14 protein-coding genes are annotated in these 17,936 nt (G+C 64.7%); 11 read left to right on the top strand and 3 right to left on the bottom strand.

The window, feature by feature from the left end; genetic code table 11:
• Positions 1–52 precede the first annotated feature (52 nt).
• The 10 genes from zapE to ACVMIH_RS26460 all read left to right on the top strand — a co-directional run bounded on the left by zapE (position 53) and on the right by ACVMIH_RS26460 (position 12,758).
• A complete protein-coding gene (zapE, locus tag ACVMIH_RS26505) occupies positions 53–1,240 on the top strand; it encodes a cell division protein ZapE (RefSeq protein ID WP_057020927.1) in 1,188 nt (395 codons plus the stop codon).
• Positions 1,241–1,463: 223 nt separating this feature from the next.
• A complete protein-coding gene (gene mdh, locus ACVMIH_RS26500; protein WP_028336306.1) occupies positions 1,464–2,432 on the top strand; it encodes a malate dehydrogenase in 969 nt (322 codons plus the stop codon).
• A gap of 161 nt (positions 2,433–2,593) precedes the next feature.
• Positions 2,594–3,790, top strand: coding sequence for an ADP-forming succinate--CoA ligase subunit beta (gene sucC, locus ACVMIH_RS26495; protein WP_057020926.1), 1,197 nt, complete (start codon positions 2,594–2,596; stop codon positions 3,788–3,790).
• Between the two features lie 2 nt (positions 3,791–3,792).
• A complete protein-coding gene (locus ACVMIH_RS26490; protein WP_057020925.1) occupies positions 3,793–4,269 on the top strand; it encodes a DUF1579 family protein in 477 nt (158 codons plus the stop codon).
• 95 nt (positions 4,270–4,364) lie between these two features.
• The gene (sucD, locus tag ACVMIH_RS26485; protein WP_028340814.1) at positions 4,365–5,246 is read left to right on the top strand and encodes a succinate--CoA ligase subunit alpha; all 882 of its coding nucleotides are present in this window, start codon (positions 4,365–4,367) and stop codon (positions 5,244–5,246) included.
• 254 nt (positions 5,247–5,500) lie between these two features.
• A complete protein-coding gene (locus tag ACVMIH_RS26480; protein ID WP_057020924.1) occupies positions 5,501–8,461 on the top strand; it encodes a 2-oxoglutarate dehydrogenase E1 component in 2,961 nt (986 codons plus the stop codon).
• A 167-nt stretch (positions 8,462–8,628) separates the two neighbouring features.
• On the top strand, positions 8,629–9,870 hold the full coding sequence (odhB, locus tag ACVMIH_RS26475; RefSeq protein ID WP_057020975.1) for a 2-oxoglutarate dehydrogenase complex dihydrolipoyllysine-residue succinyltransferase: 1,242 nt from the start codon (positions 8,629–8,631) through the stop codon (positions 9,868–9,870).
• A 72-nt stretch (positions 9,871–9,942) separates the two neighbouring features.
• On the top strand, positions 9,943–10,692 hold the full coding sequence (locus ACVMIH_RS26470) for an SDR family oxidoreductase (protein WP_057020974.1): 750 nt from the start codon (positions 9,943–9,945) through the stop codon (positions 10,690–10,692).
• Between the two features lie 85 nt (positions 10,693–10,777).
• Positions 10,778–12,178 carry a dihydrolipoyl dehydrogenase gene (gene lpdA / locus ACVMIH_RS26465; protein WP_057020923.1) on the top strand — a complete coding sequence of 467 codons (1,401 nt, stop codon included), beginning with the start codon at positions 10,778–10,780 and terminating at the stop codon, positions 12,176–12,178.
• 40 nt (positions 12,179–12,218) lie between these two features.
• Positions 12,219–12,758, top strand: coding sequence for a hypothetical protein (locus ACVMIH_RS26460; protein ID WP_057020922.1), 540 nt, complete (start codon positions 12,219–12,221; stop codon positions 12,756–12,758).
• A gap of 210 nt (positions 12,759–12,968) precedes the next feature.
• Here the strand turns inward: ACVMIH_RS26460 and ACVMIH_RS26455 are convergent, their stop codons facing one another.
• Both ACVMIH_RS26455 and ACVMIH_RS26450 read right to left on the bottom strand, forming a co-directional pair.
• The gene (locus ACVMIH_RS26455) at positions 12,969–13,559 is read right to left on the bottom strand and encodes a DUF4337 domain-containing protein (RefSeq protein WP_028336314.1); all 591 of its coding nucleotides are present in this window, start codon (positions 13,557–13,559) and stop codon (positions 12,969–12,971) included.
• A gap of 143 nt (positions 13,560–13,702) precedes the next feature.
• Positions 13,703–14,674, bottom strand: a complete 972-nt coding sequence (locus tag ACVMIH_RS26450; protein WP_057020920.1) for a tyrosine recombinase XerC — start codon at positions 14,672–14,674, stop codon at positions 13,703–13,705.
• A gap of 234 nt (positions 14,675–14,908) precedes the next feature.
• On the opposite strand from ACVMIH_RS26450, the gene ACVMIH_RS26445 reads away from it, so the two are divergent.
• Positions 14,909–17,119, top strand: coding sequence for a primosomal protein N' (locus tag ACVMIH_RS26445; RefSeq protein WP_057020919.1), 2,211 nt, complete (start codon positions 14,909–14,911; stop codon positions 17,117–17,119).
• A gap of 223 nt (positions 17,120–17,342) precedes the next feature.
• On the opposite strand, the gene ACVMIH_RS26440 is transcribed toward ACVMIH_RS26445, so the two are convergent.
• Positions 17,343–17,834, bottom strand: a complete 492-nt coding sequence (locus ACVMIH_RS26440; RefSeq protein ID WP_057020918.1) for a septal ring lytic transglycosylase RlpA family protein — start codon at positions 17,832–17,834, stop codon at positions 17,343–17,345.
• Positions 17,835–17,936: the final 102 nt, after the last annotated feature.

The raw sequence follows: 17,936 nt of genomic DNA, 5'->3' as shown, positions 1-17,936 counted from the left end.
GCACAATTCACGGCTTGCAATTTGCCGCACACTAGGGCCGTAAGGTGGGCTCATGCTGTCCACCTCGCCCAGTTCCTTTCTCGAGCTCTACAAATCCCTGGTCGCCTCCGGCGCGATCGAGGCCGATCCCGCCCAGGCCCGCGCCGCCGAGGCATTCGGCGCGCTGGATGAGCGGCTCGCGAGCTACAAGCCGCAGCGCAAGCAAGGCCTGTTCGGGCGGCTGTTCGGCGGCGACAAGGACGACAAGCCGCCGCGCGGGCTCTACGTCCACGGCGAGGTCGGTCGCGGCAAGACCATGCTGATGGATCTGTTCTTCCAGCAGAGCCCGGTCGAACACAAGCGCCGCGCGCACTTCCACGAATTCATGGCCGAGGCGCATGAGCGCATCTACGGCTACCGTCAGCAGATCGCGCGCGGCGAGATCGCGGACGGCGACGTGATCGCGCTCACAGCGCAGGCGATCTTCGACGAAGCCTGGCTGCTCTGCTTCGACGAATTTCACGTCACCGACATCGCCGATGCGATGATCCTCGGCCGGCTGTTCGCCAAGCTGTTCGATCTCGGCACCGTGGTGGTCGCGACCTCGAACGTTGCGCCTGACGATCTCTACAAGGGCGGGCTCAATCGCGCGCTGTTCCTGCCGTTCATCGCGCAGATCTCCGACCACATGGACGTGCTGCGGCTCGATGCGCGCACCGACTTCCGGCTGGAGAAACTCGTCGGCGTCAAGATGTGGCTGGTGCCCGCGGATGACGCGGCCGATGCCGCGCTCAACGCGGCCTGGCGGAAGATGACCGGCAATGCCCCGTGCAAGGCACGCCTCATTCCGATCAAGGGACGCATCCTGAACGTGCCCTGCTCGGCGCACGGCGTCGCGCGCTTCAGCTTCATGGACATCTGCGAGAAGCCGCTTGCCGCGTCCGATTATCTCAGGCTCGCGCACGATTACCACACGATCCTGATCGACCACATTCCGGTGATGGATTACGCCGAGCGCAATGCCGCCAAGCGCTTCATTTCGCTGATCGACACGCTCTATGACAATGCCGTGAAGCTGATGGCCTCGGCCGAGGCCGATCCGGTGTCGCTGTACCTTGCGACCGACGGCGTCGAGGCGATGGAGTTCAAGCGCACATCCTCGCGCCTGATCGAGATGAGCTCGGAATCCTACCTGGCGCTGCCGCACGGCCGGAAGGACTCCTCCGCGAGCGGCGCGTCGACCGGCCTGGTCGAGACCTGAAATTCAGCCTCGAAATTCCGTCTCGAAATTCCGTCTTGCGCGCGGTCCGGTTCGGAGCAACTTTTCGTGTCTCCGCGGCGGATGTTGCTGGCATGCCTGATCGAATTCCAGGCAGGGCCCGCAATCGGGCAGGCCGCGACTTGAATGGATCATTCGAAAGGGATAACCACCCTTGCAACCGACTTCCCTCCCTCCCGTACACAGTTCAAAGGACTGATTTCCCATGGCACGCGACAAGATTGCTCTGATTGGCTCCGGACAGATCGGCGGAACGCTGGCGCACCTCGTCGGCCTCAAGGAACTCGGAGACGTCGTGCTGTTCGATATTGCCGAGGGCGTGCCGCAGGGCAAAGCGCTCGACATCGCGCAGTCGTCGCCGGTCGACGGTTTCGATTCCAATCTGGTCGGCGCCAATTCCTATGAAGCGCTCGACGGCGCCAAGGTCTGCATCGTCACCGCCGGCGTGCCGCGCAAGCCCGGGATGAGCCGCGACGATCTCCTCTCCATCAACCTCAAGGTCATGGAGCAGGTCGGCGCCGGCATCAAGAAGTACGCGCCCGACGCCTTCGTCATCTGCATCACCAACCCGCTCGACGCCATGGTGTGGGCGCTGCAGAAGGCCTCGGGCCTGCCGCACAAGAAGGTGGTCGGCATGGCCGGCGTGCTCGACTCCGCGCGTTTCCGCTATTTCCTGGCCGACGAATTCCACGTCTCGGTCGAGGACGTCACCGCCTTCGTGCTCGGCGGCCACGGCGACACCATGGTGCCGCTGACCCGCTACTCGACTGTCGCCGGCATTCCGCTGCCCGACCTCGTCAAGATGGGCTGGACCTCGCAGGCGCGCATCGATGAGATCGTCGATCGCACCCGCAACGGCGGCGCCGAGATCGTCAACCTGCTCAAGACTGGCTCCGCCTTCTACGCGCCGGCTGCGTCCGCGATCGCGATGGCCGAGAGCTACCTGAAGGACAAGAAGCGCGTGCTGCCCTGCGCCGCCTATCTCAACGGCGAGTACGGCGTGAAGGACATGTATGTCGGCGTGCCGGTCGTGGTCGGCGCCAAGGGTGTCGAGCGCATCGTCGAGATCGAACTGGCGGGCAAGGACCGCGAGGCTTTCGACAAGTCGGTCGGTGCGGTGCAGGGCCTGGTCGACGCCTGCAAGAAGATCGCGCCCGATCTGCTCGGCAAGTAATCTCGATTGGCAATGACCCGATAGGCGGTTTCAATCGCCTGTCGGGTCCAAGGCGATGAAATTCCGGCGGATTTTTTAGTTGCGCGAGCTTTGGTATATGGTATGCCAGTCTCAAGGCTGACGTAAAAGGTCGCCGCACGAGGGTTTGGGAGCGTCTTTCCATGAATATCCATGAATACCAGGCCAAGGCTTTGCTGCATGAATTCGGCGTGCCGATCTCGCGCGGCGTGCCGGTGCTGAAGCCGGAAGAGGCCGACGCGGCGGCCAAGCAGCTGCCTGGCCCGATCTGGGTGGTGAAGAGCCAGATCCATGCCGGCGGCCGCGGCAAGGGCAAGTTCAAGGAAGCATCGGCCGGCGACAAGGGCGGCGTCCGCATCGCCAAGTCGGCCGCCGAGGTCGCCGAATTCGCCAAGCAGATGCTCGGCGCGACGCTGGTCACGGTGCAGACCGGTCCGCACGGCAAGCAGGTCAATCGCCTCTACATCGAGGAAGGCTCCGACATCGACAAGGAGTTCTACCTCTCGATCCTGGTCAATCGCGAGACCTCCGAAATTTCCTTCGTGGTGTCGACCGAAGGCGGCGTGAATATCGAAGAGGTCGCGCATTCGACCCCGGAAAAGATCGTCTCGTTCTCGGTCGATCCCGCGACCGGCATCATGCCGCATCACGGCCGCACGGTTGCCAAGGCGCTGAAGCTGACCGGCGATCTCGCCAAGCAGGCCGAGAAGCTGACCGGCCAGCTCTATGCCGCCTTCGCCGCCAAGGACATGGCGATGCTCGAGATCAATCCGCTCGTCGTCACCAAGCAGGGCCAGCTGCGCGTGCTCGACGCCAAGGTGTCATTCGACAGCAACGCGCTCTACCGTCATCCGGACGTGGTCGCGCTGCGCGACGAGACCGAGGAAGACGCCAAGGAGATCGAGGCGTCGAAATACGACCTCAACTACGTCGCGCTCGACGGCACGATCGGCTGCATGGTCAACGGCGCCGGGCTCGCCATGGCGACCATGGACATCATCAAGCTATATGGCATGGAGCCGGCTAACTTCCTCGACGTCGGCGGCGGCGCCAGCGTGGAGAAGGTCGCGGCCGCGTTCAAGATCATCACTGCCGATCCGAACGTGAAGGGCATCCTGGTCAACATCTTCGGCGGCATCATGAAGTGCGACGTGATCGCCGAGGGCGTGGTCGCCGCGGTGAAGCAGGTCGGCCTCAAGGTTCCGCTGGTGGTGCGCCTCGAAGGCACCAATGTCGAGCAGGGCAAGAAGATCATCCGCGAGAGCGGCCTCAACGTCCTGCCCGCCGACAACCTCGATGACGCTGCACAGAAGATCGTGAAAGCCGTCAAGGGAGGCTAACGATGGCCGATCATCTCGACGCTCCGACACCGCTGGACGAACACCGCAAGCTCGCGGCGTTTGCGGGCGAGTGGAGCGGCGAAGAGATGGTCTATCCGTCGCGCTGGACCGCGGGCGGTCCGGCCACCTCGCAGGTCGTTGCGCGCATCGCGCTCAACGGCTTCTACCTGATCCAGGACAGCGTGCAGACCCGCGACGGCAAGGAGAGCTTCGCCACCCACGGCGTGTTCACCTACGACCGCGACGATCGGGCCTACAAATTGTTCTGGCACGACTCGCTCGGCTACTACCCGCCGTCACCGGCGTCCGGTGGCTGGGCGGGCAAGTCGCTGATCCTGGTGCGCGGCTCGCTGCGCGGCAATGCCCGTCACGTCTACGAGGTCGTCGACGACAACACCTACAACATGAAAATCCAGTTCTCGCCTGACGCGGAAGGGTGGGCCGACGTGCTCACCGGCGTGTACCGGCGTATTCACTGAGCATGATCCGGAAAAGTGGTCTCCGGTTTTCCGACAAGATCATGCTCAAACCATAGAGTCCCATCACCGATCGTCTCGCGAAAGCATCTCGAACCATGTCCATTCTGATCGACAAGAACACCAAGGTCATCTGCCAGGGCTTCACCGGCAAGAACGGCACGTTCCATTCGGAAGCGGCGATCGCTTACGGCACCAAGATGGTCGGCGGCGTGGCGCCGGGCAAGGGCGGCTCGACCCATCTCAACCTGCCGGTGTTCGACACCGTCGCCGAAGCGCGCGAGAAGACCGGCGCCGACGCCAGCGTGGTCTATGTCCCGCCGCCGGGCGCAGCCGACGCGATCTGCGAGGCGATCGATGCGGAAATCCCGCTGATCGTCTGCATCACCGAGGGCATCCCGGTGCTCGACATGGTGCGCGTGAAGCGCTCGCTGTCGGGCTCGAAGTCGCGGCTGATCGGGCCGAACTGCCCCGGCGTGATGACCGCCGGCGAATGCAAGATCGGCATCATGCCGGCCAACATCTTCAAGCCCGGCTCGGTCGGCATCGTCTCCCGCTCCGGCACCCTGACCTATGAGGCGGTGTTCCAGACCACCCAGGAGGGTCTCGGCCAGACCACCGCGGTCGGCATCGGCGGCGACCCGGTCAAGGGCACCGAGTTCATCGACATGCTGGAGATGTTCCTGGCCGACGAGAAGACCAAGTCGATCGTGATGATCGGCGAAATCGGCGGCTCCGCCGAGGAGGACGCCGCCCAGTTCCTCAAAGACGAGGCCAAGCGTGGCCGCAAGAAGCCGATGGTCGGCTTCATTGCCGGTGTCACCGCACCTCCCGGCCGCCGCATGGGCCATGCCGGCGCGATCATCTCGGGCGGCAAGGGCGACGCCGGTTCCAAGACCGCGGCGATGGAAGCCGCCGGCATCAGGGTGTCGCCATCGCCGGCCCGCCTCGGGCACACGCTCGCGGAAATGCTGAAGTAACCGCCGTCCGGCGAGTTCCCTTCGAGGTTTGGCGTGATTTGGGGCGGGTTCTCCTTGGGGAACCCGCTCTTTTATTGCGTTTTGGTGCCGGAATGCCGATCAATAAAAAATGAAAATAAATTCACTTCTTGGTTCTTTTAGGCAGGAATATCTGTCCTAGATAGGGTAAAGGGTATCAATCCAGCCGGCGCACTTCCAGACCGGCATCAGCGCCGTCTCCTACGCGCGAACCGAAAAAATCACCAGGACTGCCCATGTCTCGCCAAGACGCGAACGCCGCTTTTGCACTCTCATCATTCCTGCAGGGCACCAACGCCGCCTACATCGACGACCTCTACGCCCGCTACGAGCAGGACCCGTTGTCGGTCGACGCCGAGTGGCAGGATTTCTTCAAAAGCCTGAAGGACGCCCCGGCCGATGTCCAGAAGAACGCCGAGGGCGCCTCGTGGGGCCGCGACAACTGGCCGGTGACGCCGCGCGACGAGCTGACCTCGGCGCTCGACGGCAACTGGGCCCAGGTCGAGAAGGCGGTCGGCACCAAGCTCGCGGCCAAGGCGCAGGCCAAGGGCGCCGAACTGTCCGATGCCGACGTCCATCAGGCCACCCGCGATTCGGTTCGCGCACTGATGCTGATCCGCGCCTACCGCATGCGCGGCCATTTCCACGCCAAGCTCGATCCGCTCGGCATCGAGGCGCCGCGCGACCGCGAGGAGCTCGATCCGCGCTCCTACGGCTTCACCGAGGCGGACTTCGATCGCAAGATCTTCCTCGACCATGTGCTCGGCCTCGAATACGGCACGCTGCGCGAGATCGTGCAGATCTGCGAACGCACCTACTGCCAGACGCTCGGCGTCGAATTCATGCACATCTCGAACGCCGCGCAGAAGGCGTGGATCCAGGAGCGCATCGAGGGGCCGGACAAGGAGATCTCGTTCACGCCCGAGGGGCGCCGCGCGATCCTCAACAAGCTGATCGAGGCGGACGGCTTCGAGAAGTTCTGCGACACCAAGTTCACCGGCACCAAGCGCTTCGGCCTCGATGGCGGTGAATCGCTGATCCCGGCGCTCGAGCAGATCATCAAGCGCGGCGGCAATCTCGGCGTGAAGGAGATCGTGGTCGGCATGCCGCATCGCGGCCGCCTCAACGTGCTGACCCAGGTGATGGGCAAGCCGCACCGCGCGCTGTTCCATGAGTTCAAGGGTGGTTCGGCCAACCCCGACTCGGTCGAAGGCTCGGGCGACGTCAAGTATCACCTCGGCGCCTCCTCGGACCGCGAGTTCGACGGCAACAACATCCATCTGTCGCTGACCGCAAACCCGTCGCATCTCGAGATCGTCGATCCGGTCGTGATGGGCAAGGTGCGCGCCAAGCAGGACCAGCACGGCGATCCGCCGGATATGCGTATCTCCGTGCTGCCGCTGCTGATGCACGGCGACGCGGCATTCGCAGGCCAGGGCGTGGTGGCTGAATGCTTCAGCCTGTCCGACCTGAAGGGCTATCGCACCGGTGGCTCGCTGCATTTCATCGTCAACAACCAGATCGGCTTCACCACCTACCCGCGCTACTCGCGCTCGTCGCCCTATCCGTCCGACGTAGCGAAGATGATCGATGCGCCGATCTTCCACGTGAATGGCGACGATCCGGAGGCCGTGGTGTTCGCGGCCAAGGTCGCGATCGAGTTCCGGCAGAAATTCCACAAGCCGGTCGTCATCGACATGTTCTGCTACCGGCGCCACGGCCACAACGAGGGCGACGAGCCGGCGTTCACCCAGCCGGTGATGTACAAGAAGATCGCTTCTCACCCCTCAACGCTCGAGATCTACGCCAAGCGGCTGGTCGCTGACGGCGTGTTGACCGAGGGCGAGGTCGAGAAGGCCAAGGCCGACTGGCGCGCGCGGCTCGACGCCGAGCTTGAAGCCGGCGCCGGCTACAAGCCGAACAAGGCCGACTGGCTCGACGGCAAGTGGGCAGGCTTCAAGATCGCCGACCAGGAAGAGGACGCCCGCCGCGGCGTCACCGGCGTCGATGTCGCCGTTCTCAAGGATATCGGCCGCAAGATCACCAAGGTGCCGGACGGCTTCCGCGTCCACCGCACCATCCAGCGTTTCCTCGACAATCGCGCCAAGGCGATCGATAGCGGTGTCGGGATCGACTGGGCCACCGGCGAGGCGCTGGCATTTTGCACGCTGCTGCAGGAGGGTCATCATGTGCGGCTGTCCGGCCAGGATTCCGAGCGCGGGACCTTCTCGCAGCGCCATTCAGTGCTGATCGACCAGGAGGACGAGAGCCGCTACACGCCGTTCAACCATCTCGGCGGCGAAGACACCGGCCACTACGAGGTCATCAACTCGCTGCTGTCGGAAGAGGCGGTGCTCGGCTTCGAATACGGCTACTCGCTGGCCGAGCCGAATGCGCTGGCGCTCTGGGAAGCGCAGTTCGGCGACTTCGCCAACGGCGCGCAGGTGGTGTTCGACCAGTTCATCTCCTCGGGCGAACGCAAGTGGCTGCGCATGTCGGGCCTCGTCTGCCTGCTGCCGCACGGCTACGAAGGGCAGGGACCGGAGCATTCCTCCGCGCGCCTCGAGCGTTACCTGCAGATGTGCGCCGAAGACAACATGCAGGTGGTCAATCCGACCACGCCGGCGAACTACTTCCACGTGCTGCGGCGCCAGCTGCATCGCGAGATCCGCAAGCCGCTGATCCTGATGACGCCGAAGTCGCTGCTGCGCCACAAGCGCGCGGTGTCGCAGCTCGAGGAGCTCGGCAAGAACGCCACGTTCCACCGCATTCTGTACGATGACGCGCAGATGCTGCCGGACGAGAAGATCAAGCTGGTGCCGGACGACAAGATTCGCCGCGTCGTGCTGTGCTCCGGCAAGGTCTACTACGATCTCTACGAGGAGCGTGAGAAGCGCGACATCGATGACATCTATCTGATGCGCGTCGAGCAGCTCTATCCGGTGCCGCTGAAGGCGCTGGTGCAGGAGCTCGGCCGCTTCAAGAACGCCGAAGTGGTCTGGTGCCAGGAAGAGCCGCGCAATATGGGCTCCTGGCACTTCATCGAGCCCTATCTGGAATGGGTGCTCAACCAAATCCACGCACCCAACAGGCGTCCGCGCTATGCGGGCCGTCCGGCATCGGCGGCAACCGCGACCGGCTTGATGTCGAAACATCTGGCGCAGCTCAAGGCGCTGCTCGACGACGCACTGAACTAACGACTTTCATTGAAGCCATGCCCCGCGAATGCGGGGCATCCGGTATCCCGCGTCATCCAGCAGAAGTGCTGTCGTCACGGAGTACCGGATCGCTCGCTTTGCGGGCGGTGGCGGACAAGTTTCACGACCGCAAATTTTGCGACCGCAGGGTTATCGAGGAAAAGACCATGACTGAAATTCGCGTTCCAACGCTCGGCGAATCCGTGACCGAGGCCACGATCGGCCGCTGGTTCAAGAAGGCCGGTGAAGCTGTCGCGGTGGACGAGCCGTTGGTGGAGCTGGAGACCGACAAGGTCACCATCGAGGTGCCCGCGCCGGTGGCCGGTACGCTCGGCGAGATCATCGCCAAGGACGGCGAGACGGTCGCCGTCGGCGCGCTGCTCGGACAGATCAATGACGGCGCCGCTCCGGCCGCCAAGCCGGCTGCTGCGGCTCCCGCCAAGGCCGCCGCACCGGCTGCCGCTGCTGCGCCGGCTGCTGCCGCTGCGCCGAAGGCGCCGCCGGCGGATGCGCCGCTGGCACCCTCGGTCCGCAAGCTGTCCGCTGAAAGCGGCATCGATGCGTCCACCGTTCCCGGCTCGGGCAAGGACGGCCGCGTGACCAAGGGCGACATGCTGGCCGCGATCGAGAAGGCCGCCTCGGCGCCGACCCCGGTCAACCAGCCGGCCGCCGCCGTGCAGGTTCGTGCGCCGTCGCCGGCGGACGACGCCGCGCGCGAGGAGCGCGTGAAGATGACCCGGCTGCGCCAGACCATCGCGCGCCGCCTCAAGGACGTGCAGAACACCGCCGCGATGCTGACGACCTTCAACGAGGTCGACATGACCGAGGTGATGAAGCTGCGGGCCCTCTACAAGGACACGTTCGAGAAGAAACACGGCTCGAAGCTCGGCTTCATGGGCTTCTTCACCAAGGCGGTCGTGCAGGGGCTAAAGGACATTCCGGCGGTCAACGCCGAAATCGACGGCTCTGACCTGATCTACAAGAACTACTATCACATCGGCGTTGCGGTCGGCACCGACCGCGGCCTCGTGGTGCCTGTGGTGCGCGACTGCGACCACAAGTCGATCGCCGAGATCGAGAAGTCGATCGCCGACTACGGCCGCCGCGCCCGCGACGGCCAACTCAAGATCGACGAGATGCAGGGCGGCACCTTCACCATCACCAATGGCGGCATCTACGGTTCGCTGATGTCGACGCCGATCCTGAATGCGCCGCAGTCCGGCATCCTCGGCATGCACAAGATCCAGGAGCGGCCGATGGTGGTCGGCGGCAAGATCGAGGTGCGCCCGATGATGTATCTGGCGCTGTCCTATGATCACCGCGTCATCGACGGCAAGGAAGCGGTTACCTTCCTGGTGCGCGTCAAGGAGAGCCTGGAGGATCCGGCCCGCCTGGTGCTGGACCTCTAAGGTCGTATCGCGCGCGGCGTCCGATCGGCTCGGGCGCCGCGATCTGTTGGTTGCTCACATTTGGGGATCAAAGTGACGGATAAGGTCGTTGTCATCACCGGCGGCAGCCGCGGCATCGGCCGCGCCACCGCGCTCGCTGCCGCCGCGCGCGGCTATCGCATCGTGGTCGGCTATGCATCCAACAAGACCGCGGCGGACGAGGTCGTCGCCGCGATCGAAGCCAGCAACGGCAAGGCGATCGCGGTGAAATGCGATGTCGGCAGCGAGCAGGACATCCTGGCGCTGTTCAAGGCGGCCGACGGCTTCGGCACGCTCGGCGCGCTCGTCAACAATGCCGGCATCGTCGGCAAGAGCGGCGTGCGTGTCGACGAGATGTCGGCCGAGCGTATCCAGCAGATGATGGCAGTGAATGTCACCGGCAGCATCCTGTGTGCGCGCGAGGCGGTGAAGCGCATGTCGACCAAGCACGGCGGCAAGGGCGGCGTCATCGTCAACCTGTCCTCGGTGGCGGCGAAGCTCGGTGCGCCCAACACCTATGTCGACTATGCCGCTTCCAAGGGCGCGATCGATTCCTTCACGATTGGCCTCGGCTACGAAGTCGCGAATGAGGGCATCCGCGTCGCCGGCATCCGGCCCGGACTGATCGACACCGACATCCACGCCGCGGGGGGCGAGCCCGATCGCGCGCACCGGCTTGCCCATATGGTGCCGATGAAGCGTGTCGGCACCGCCGATGAAATCGCCAACGCCATCGTCTGGCTGATCTCGGACGAGGCTTCCTATGTCACCAGCGCGATCCTCGACGTGTCGGGCGGTCGCTAGCACACGATCAAGAGCGGGCGGCGGTCTGCCGTCACGATCGCGCCCCGCGTAATTGTCGCAGAGCTTAGCTACAGGACCTTCCATCATGGCTTCTTACGATCTCGTCGTCATCGGCACCGGCCCGGGCGGATATGTCTGCGCGATCCGCGCGGCGCAACTCGGCATGAAGGTCGCCGTCGTCGAGAAGGACGCGACGCTGGGCGGCACTTGCCTCAACGTCGGCTGCATGCCGTCGAAAGCGCTGTTGCACGCCTCCGAGATGTTCGAGGAAGCCGGGCACTCCTTCGCCAAGATGGGCGTCAGCGTCCCGGCGCCGAAGCTCGATCTGCCTGCGATGATGAACTTCAAGCAGCAGGGCATCGACGGCAACGTCAAGGGCGTCGAGTTCTTGATGAAGAAGAACAAGATCGACGTGCTCAAGGGGACCGGCAAGATCCTCGGTGCCGGCAAGGTCGAGGTCTCCGGCGACGGCAAGTCCGAGACCGTCGAGACCAGGAACATCGTGATCGCCACCGGCTCCGATATCGCCCGCCTGAAGGGTATCGACATCGACGAGAAGCGCATCGTGTCCTCGACCGGCGCGCTGTCGCTGGAGAAGGTGCCGGAGAAATTGCTGATCATCGGCGCGGGGGTGATCGGGCTCGAGCTTGGCTCGGTCTGGCGGCGTCTCGGTGCGGACGTCATGGTCGTGGAATTCCTCGACCGCATCCTGCCCGGCATGGACGGCGAGGTGGCAAAGCAATTTCAGCGCATGCTCGAGAAGCAGGGCTTCGTCTTCAAGCTCGGCGCCAAGGTCACCGCGGTCGATAGCTCCGGCAAGACGCTGCAGGCCAAGGTCGAGCCCGCCGCGGGTGGCGCTGCGGAAACCATCGAAGCCGACGTCGTGCTCGTCTGCATCGGCCGGGTGCCCTACACCGAGGGCCTCGGGCTGAAGGAAGCCGGCGTCGCGCTCGACAATCGCGGCCGCGTCGAGATCGACGCGCACTTCTCGACCAACGTGAAGGGTATTTATGCGATCGGCGACGTCGTGGCCGGGCCGATGCTCGCGCACAAGGCGGAAGACGAAGGCGTTGCCTGTGCGGAGATCATCGCGGGCCAGGCCGGCCACGTGAACTACGACGTCATTCCAGGTGTTGTGTATACCACGCCGGAAGTGTCGTCGGTCGGCAAGACCGAGGAAGAACTCAAGCAGGCCGGCGTCGCCTACACCGTCGGCAAATTCCCGTTCACGGCAAACGGCCGGTCCAAGGTCAATCAGACCACCGACGGCTTCGTGAAAATTCTCGCAGATGCGAAGACGGATCGGGTGCTTGGCGTCCACATTGTCGGCCGCGAAGCCGGCGAAATGATCCATGAAGCCTGCGTTCTGATGGAATTCGGCGGATCGGCCGAGGATCTGGCTCGCACCTGCCACGCGCACCCGACCCGTTCGGAGGCGATCAAGGAAGCCGCGCTTGCGGTGGGCAAGCGCGCCATCCATATGTGATGATCGAAAGTCCGGCGTCAGCCGGGTCGAGATCATAGCGATGCTGCGCCGCCTGCTTCAGCCGTTCTGGGTCCTGCTTGCGATCATCTTCCTGGTCGAGGCTTGGCTATGGGACCATCTCGAGCCGATCGTGGCGCGGGCGGTGGCGTGGATTCCGCTCCGCGCGCTCAAGCAATGGCTTGCCGACCGGGTCGATTCGCTGTCGCCGGCGATGACGCTGATCGTCTTCGTCGTGCCGGTCATCCCGCTGTTTCCGCTCAAGCTGGTCGGGCTCTGGCTGCTCGCGAACCAATACTGGTTCAGTGCGGTCTCGCTGATCCTGTTCGCCAAGTTCGTCGGCGTCGGCGTGACGGCCTTCCTGTTCGACGTGACGCGGCCGAAACTGCTGGAGATGCCCTGGTTCGAGGCACTCTATAATTTCGTGATGGCGCTGCGGGCCAAGGCCACCGCGCTGGTCGACCCAATCAAGCGGCGCATTCGCGAGATGATTAGTGGCGACGGCGAGGGCTGGGCGGCGCGCACGCTGCGCGTGATCGCGCGCTTCCGCAAAAGCGTGCATCAGACCAGCAAGCCTCTCTAAGCGGGACTCTTCGGTCCGTCATCCTGAGGAGCCGCGCTCTGCGTGTCGTCTCGAAGGATCCCTATTCTCGTCATTGCGAGCGAAGCGAAGCAATCCATAAGTCGGCAGAACGGAAGGATGGATTGCTTCGTCGCTATCGCTCCTCGCAATGACGGCCATGAAAGCCTCACAGCCTCTCAGGATGACGGTCGCAAAGCGGCGCCTTCCTCCTCAATGCAGATGCAGCAAGTGCGGCTGGAACAGGCCGAGCGCCGTCATCACGATGCCGGCGAGCGTCACCAGGCCGGAGACCCAGGCCAACGCGATGATGCCCGTGATGATGGTCGCCGATGCCAGCACGATGGCGATCTGGAAGGCGGCGGAGGCAAGCTCGAAATGATGATATTTCGCGGTGGCCTCGTCGCGCTCATGCTCGGCGTGCTTGGCGCGTTCGGAGAGCTGCTCTGAACCCTCGCCGGTTTCCGGCTCCGAGCGATAGCGCGCCGCGGTCTTCTGCCAGTCGTCGATCTGCTTCTGCAGCGCGGCCCTGGCCGCCTCGTCGGTGGTGGTCGCGAGGTTCAGCTTGCCCTGTTCGGCTGCGGTCTGCACCGCGGTCCGGCGGATGCTCTTGGCCTGGAAGAAGGCCCACAGGTTGGAGGCCTCGACATTCTTGCTGATCGATTCGGTCTGGGCGCCCTTGCCGAGCGTTTCCGACAGCGCCAGGCACAGGGCGATCACGGCGATCAGGAGCGCGATCTTTTTGTTCTCGCCCGAGGCATGCTCGGCATGCTCCGCGTGCTCCATACTTTCATGTGCGCTCATGATTCCCTCCGGATGAGACCGCGCCACGATTGCCGAATGCGGCGCACAAGGCAAGGGCCGAACGGTTTTGGGTAGCCGTATCAAGATGAACGGCGCATGACGGCGGGCCAAAGCCCGCGCTTTATTTTTTCAGAACCGAACGTTCAACCTCGGGGATGCGCGGAGCGATAGACTTCGAGCAGGCGGTCGCTGTCGATGCCGGTGTAGATCTGCGTGGTCGATAGCGATGCGTGGCCGAGCAATTCCTGGATCGCGCGCAGATCGCCGCCGCGGCTGAGCAGATGCGTGGCGAAGGAATGCCGCAGCGCATGCGGCGTTGCGCTGTCGGGGAGGCCGAGCGCGCCGCGCAGCCGCTCCATGGTGAGCTGGATGATGCGCGGGCTCAAGGGACCGCCGCGCGCGCCGACGAACATCGGCCCGGTCGGGCTGAGCTGATGCGGGCAGATCGCTGCATAGTCCGCGATCAATTGCAGCACGTTCTGCAGCACCGGCACCATGCGGGTCTTGTTGCCCTTGCCGGTCACCACAAGCACGTCGCCTTCGCCGGGTTTCGGTACGTCGCGGCGCTTCAACCCGAGTGCCTCGGAGATGCGCAGGCCCGAACCATAGAGCAGCGCCATGACGGCGGCGTCACGCACCAGGATCCAGGTCTCGCGGGTTTCGTCCGCGCGCTCGTCGGCGTCGGCGAAGCGTTTCGCCGCTTCCATGTGAATCGGCTTCGGCAGGCTCTTCGCCACCTTGGGCGCGCGGATCGCCGAGAGCGCGCCGACCTTGCCCTTGCCCTCGCGTTCCAGGAATCGTCCGAACGAGCGCAGGCCCGCCAGCGCCCGCATCAGCGATCGCCCACCGATCTCCTCGGTTCGGCGCATCGCCATGAAGGCGCGCACATCGCTCGCCTCGAGCGCGGAAAATGCCTTAAGCGTCACCCGCGCGCCCCAGTGCCCGGCCAGGAAGGCGAGGCATTGGCGCACGTCCCGGGCATAGGCCTCAAGCGTCTTCGGCGACAGCCGCCGCTCCGCACGCAGATGCGACAGCCAGCGCGTCATCTCCTGCGTGACCGATGCGTCGGTGCAGTCGAGCTCGAGCGGCTGGATAGGCTGATCGGTCCGGGCCATGTCCGTGTCTTAAGTCCGTGTCTTAAGGGCTATTGGCGCTGCTCATCTCCTGATTATATGGCACTGCCTTCGTTTACCGTTCGCTAAGGAGCGAAGCGGTGATAGAGCGTTTTCGAGCGAAGTGGACGCCGGTTCGCGTGAAGAAAACGCGTCAAAACAAGAAGCTGGAGATTTGGTTCTGGTTCAATCAGAAACCAAATCTCTAGCCCGCTCGGGTTCAAGGTTTCTGATTCAATGGACCATACCACGCGCCCCGGCCCAGCCTCTGCATCGACGATACGTGTCGTCGACGTGCTGGTGCCTGTCGCGCTGAACCAGACCTATTCCTACCGCGTTCCGCGCGGCATGGAGCTTGCGCCGGGCGACGTGATCGGCGTTCCGCTCGGGCCGCGCGAGGTGGTTGCGGTGGTGTGGGCGGAAAATGCCAATCCGGATCCGCGGCTGCACAACCGGCTCAAGGACGTCAGCGAGAAGCTCGATGTTCCGCCGCTGAAGCCGGAGCTGCGTCAGCTGGTCGACTGGGTCTCCAATTACACCCTGTCGGCACGCGGCATGGTGCTGCGGATGACGCTGCGGATGGGCGAAAATCTCGGGCCGGAGCGGATGCGGCTCGGCGTGCGGCTGGTCGGCGAGCCGCCGCGGCGCCTGACGCCGGCACGCCGGAGGGTGATCGAGGTGCTGTCGGACCGCTTGCTGCACGGCAAGTCGGAGGCGGCCCGGGAGGCCGGCGTCAGTTCCGGCGTGATCGACGGCCTGGTCGACGAAGGCACCCTGACGGTTGAGGCGATGCCGCCGCCGGCACCGCCGCCCGTTCCGGATCCCTCCTACGCGCAGCCGGATTTTTCGCGCGAGCAGCGCAGCGCCGTCGACGTGATGCGGACGCTGGCCGCGAGCGGCAGCTTTCACGTCGCGTTGCTCGACGGCGTCACCGGTTCCGGCAAGACCGAAGTCTATTTCGAGGCGATCGCCGAGAATATCCGCCGCGGCAAGCAGACGCTGATCCTGATGCCGGAGATCGCGCTGACCGGCCAGTTCCTTGACCGTTTCGCGCAGCGCTTCGGCGTGCGGCCGCTGGAGTGGCATTCGGAGCTGACGCCGCGCACGCGCGCGCGCAACTGGGCCGCGATCTCCGAGGGCAAGGCGCCGGTCGTGGTCGGCGCCCGCTCCGCGCTGTTCCTGCCCTATGCCGATCTCGGTCTCATCATCGTCGATGAGGAGCACGACCAGGCCTACAAGCAGGACGACGGCGCGCATTATCACGCGCGCGACATGGCGGTGGTCCGCGCCCATATCGCAAAGATCCCGATCGTGCTGGCGTCGGCGACGCCGTCGGTCGAGAGCGAGGTCAATGCGCGCAAGGGGCGCTACCAGCGCGTGGCGCTGCCGTCGCGGTTCGGCGGCCAGCACATGCCGCATATCGAGGCGATCGACATGCGCCGCGCGCCGCCGCCGCGCGGCCGCTTCATTTCGCCGGTGCTGGCCGAGCAAATCGGCCATGCCATTGAGCGCCGCGAGCAGGCGCTGCTGTTCCTCAACCGCCGCGGCTATGCACCGCTGACGCTGTGCCGGGCCTGCGGCCACCGCTTCGCCTGCACCATCTGCGATGCATGGCTGGTCGATCACCGGTTCCGGCAGCGGCTGGTCTGTCATCATTGCGGCTTCTCGATGCCGCGGCCGAATATCTGCCCGCATTGCGCGGCCGAGGAATCGCTGGTCGCGGTCGGGCCCGGCGTCGAGCGCCTGCAGGAGGAGGCCGCCCACATCTTCCCCGAGGCACGGACGATGGTGCTGTCGAGCGATCTCATCACCTCGATCGAGACCATGCGCAGCGAGCTCAACGAGATCGCCGAGGGCCGCGTCGACATCATCATCGGCACCCAGCTGGTGGCGAAGGGCCACAACTTCCCGCGGCTCAATCTGGTCGGCGTCATCGACGCCGATCTCGGCCTGAGCAATGGCGATCCGCGCGCCGCCGAGCGGACGTTCCAGCTGCTGAACCAGGTGGTCGGCCGCGCGGGCCGCGAGCAGGGCCGCGGCGTCGGCTTTCTGCAGACCCATCAGCCGGAGCATCCGGTGATCAAGGCCCTGATCGCCAATGACCGCGAGGCGTTCTATGCCAGCGAGATCGAGATTCGCGAGCGCACCGGCTACCCGCCGTTCGGTCGGCTGGCGAGCCTGATCGTCTCCGCCGGCGACCGTCCGACCGCGGAAGGCTTCGCCCGCAAGCTCGCCGCGGTGGCGCCGCTCGATGAGCGGATCCAGGTGCTCGGCCCCGCCGAGGCGCCGCTCGCCGTCATCAAGGGCCGCTATCGCTTCCGCCTGCTGGTGAAGTCGCTGCGCAATGTCGACCTGTCGCAATATCTGCGCGAATGGCTGGAATCCGGTCCCAAGACCAAGGGCAATCTGAAGCTCGAGGTCGACGTCGATCCGCAGAGCTTTTTGTAAGCAGCTTCAATCTTGACCGTCATTTGCGAGGAGCGAAAGCGACGAAGCAATCCATGTGTCCGCAAACGCGGTGAAATGGATTGCTTCGCTCCGCTCGCAATGACGGCGGCTGGCAGCACGTCCCGCAAAAGAAAAAGCCTGCCGTCATTTGCGACGGCAGGCCATTTTTTGGCGCGAAGCAGGCCTCGCGGCCGTTACGCAACGCAACGCTTACTGAAGGCGCTTACGAGACGACCTCAGCGGTGATGCGGCCGACGCCGGCACCGGTCAGGCCGATGGCGCGTGCCGCGCCGGTGGAGAGGTCGAGCACGCGGCCGCGGATGAACGGGCCACGATCGTTGATGGTGACGACGACGCTGCGGCCGCCATGGGTGACGCGGAGCCTGGTGCCGAACGGCAGCGAGCGGTGGGCCGCGGTCATGGCGTTCTGGTTGAAGCGCTGGCCGGAAGCGGTGCGGCTGCCCGACTCATTGCCGTAGAAGGAGGCCATCCCCGAGAACGAGTGGCCGCCGGACGGCTGGATCGATGCATTGGCGTCGCGCCAGGACGAGCCTTCGGCGCGGGCGTGGTGATGATGGTGGTGGCGATGATGGTGGTGCCGGGACTTCGCGGACGCCTCGGTCACGCTGCCCCCGACCAGAATAGTTGCGGCTACAAACGCAAGCGCCGTACGCGAGCGGGTTACGTTGCCCGCCGCCTTCTTGATATTCAGCATTGATAAGACCCTCAGACAGTATTGCCGCTAACGCGGCAAGTGGAACCCCCGTCCCTTCGTTGACCAAGGCCGTTTGGTTTCCCAATGAGGCACGAATTGGGC

The sequence above is a fragment of the Bradyrhizobium sp. USDA 4503 genome (genome assembly GCF_054055815.1).
This window is presented reverse-complemented; position numbering and strand designations above follow the sequence as displayed.

What these genes read in the sequence shown, in the direction of transcription:
- zapE (WP_057020927.1), top strand. Translation starts at nt 53, where the DNA reads ATGCTGTCCACCTCGCCCAGTTCCTTTCTCGAGCTCTACAAATCCCTG.
- mdh (WP_028336306.1), top strand. Translation starts at nt 1,464, where the DNA reads ATGGCACGCGACAAGATTGCTCTGATTGGCTCCGGACAGATCGGCGGA.
- sucC (WP_057020926.1), top strand. Translation starts at nt 2,594, where the DNA reads ATGAATATCCATGAATACCAGGCCAAGGCTTTGCTGCATGAATTCGGC.
- ACVMIH_RS26490 (WP_057020925.1), top strand. Translation starts at nt 3,793, where the DNA reads ATGGCCGATCATCTCGACGCTCCGACACCGCTGGACGAACACCGCAAG.
- sucD (WP_028340814.1), top strand. Translation starts at nt 4,365, where the DNA reads ATGTCCATTCTGATCGACAAGAACACCAAGGTCATCTGCCAGGGCTTC.
- ACVMIH_RS26480 (WP_057020924.1), top strand. Translation starts at nt 5,501, where the DNA reads ATGTCTCGCCAAGACGCGAACGCCGCTTTTGCACTCTCATCATTCCTG.
- odhB (WP_057020975.1), top strand. Translation starts at nt 8,629, where the DNA reads ATGACTGAAATTCGCGTTCCAACGCTCGGCGAATCCGTGACCGAGGCC.
- lpdA (WP_057020923.1), top strand. Translation starts at nt 10,778, where the DNA reads ATGGCTTCTTACGATCTCGTCGTCATCGGCACCGGCCCGGGCGGATAT.
- ACVMIH_RS26460 (WP_057020922.1), top strand. Translation starts at nt 12,219, where the DNA reads ATGCTGCGCCGCCTGCTTCAGCCGTTCTGGGTCCTGCTTGCGATCATC.
- ACVMIH_RS26455 (WP_028336314.1), bottom strand. Translation starts at nt 13,559, where the DNA reads ATGAGCGCACATGAAAGTATGGAGCACGCGGAGCATGCCGAGCATGCC.
- ACVMIH_RS26450 (WP_057020920.1), bottom strand. Translation starts at nt 14,674, where the DNA reads ATGGCCCGGACCGATCAGCCTATCCAGCCGCTCGAGCTCGACTGCACC.
- ACVMIH_RS26445 (WP_057020919.1), top strand. Translation starts at nt 14,909, where the DNA reads ATGGACCATACCACGCGCCCCGGCCCAGCCTCTGCATCGACGATACGT.
- ACVMIH_RS26440 (WP_057020918.1), bottom strand. Translation starts at nt 17,834, where the DNA reads ATGCTGAATATCAAGAAGGCGGCGGGCAACGTAACCCGCTCGCGTACG.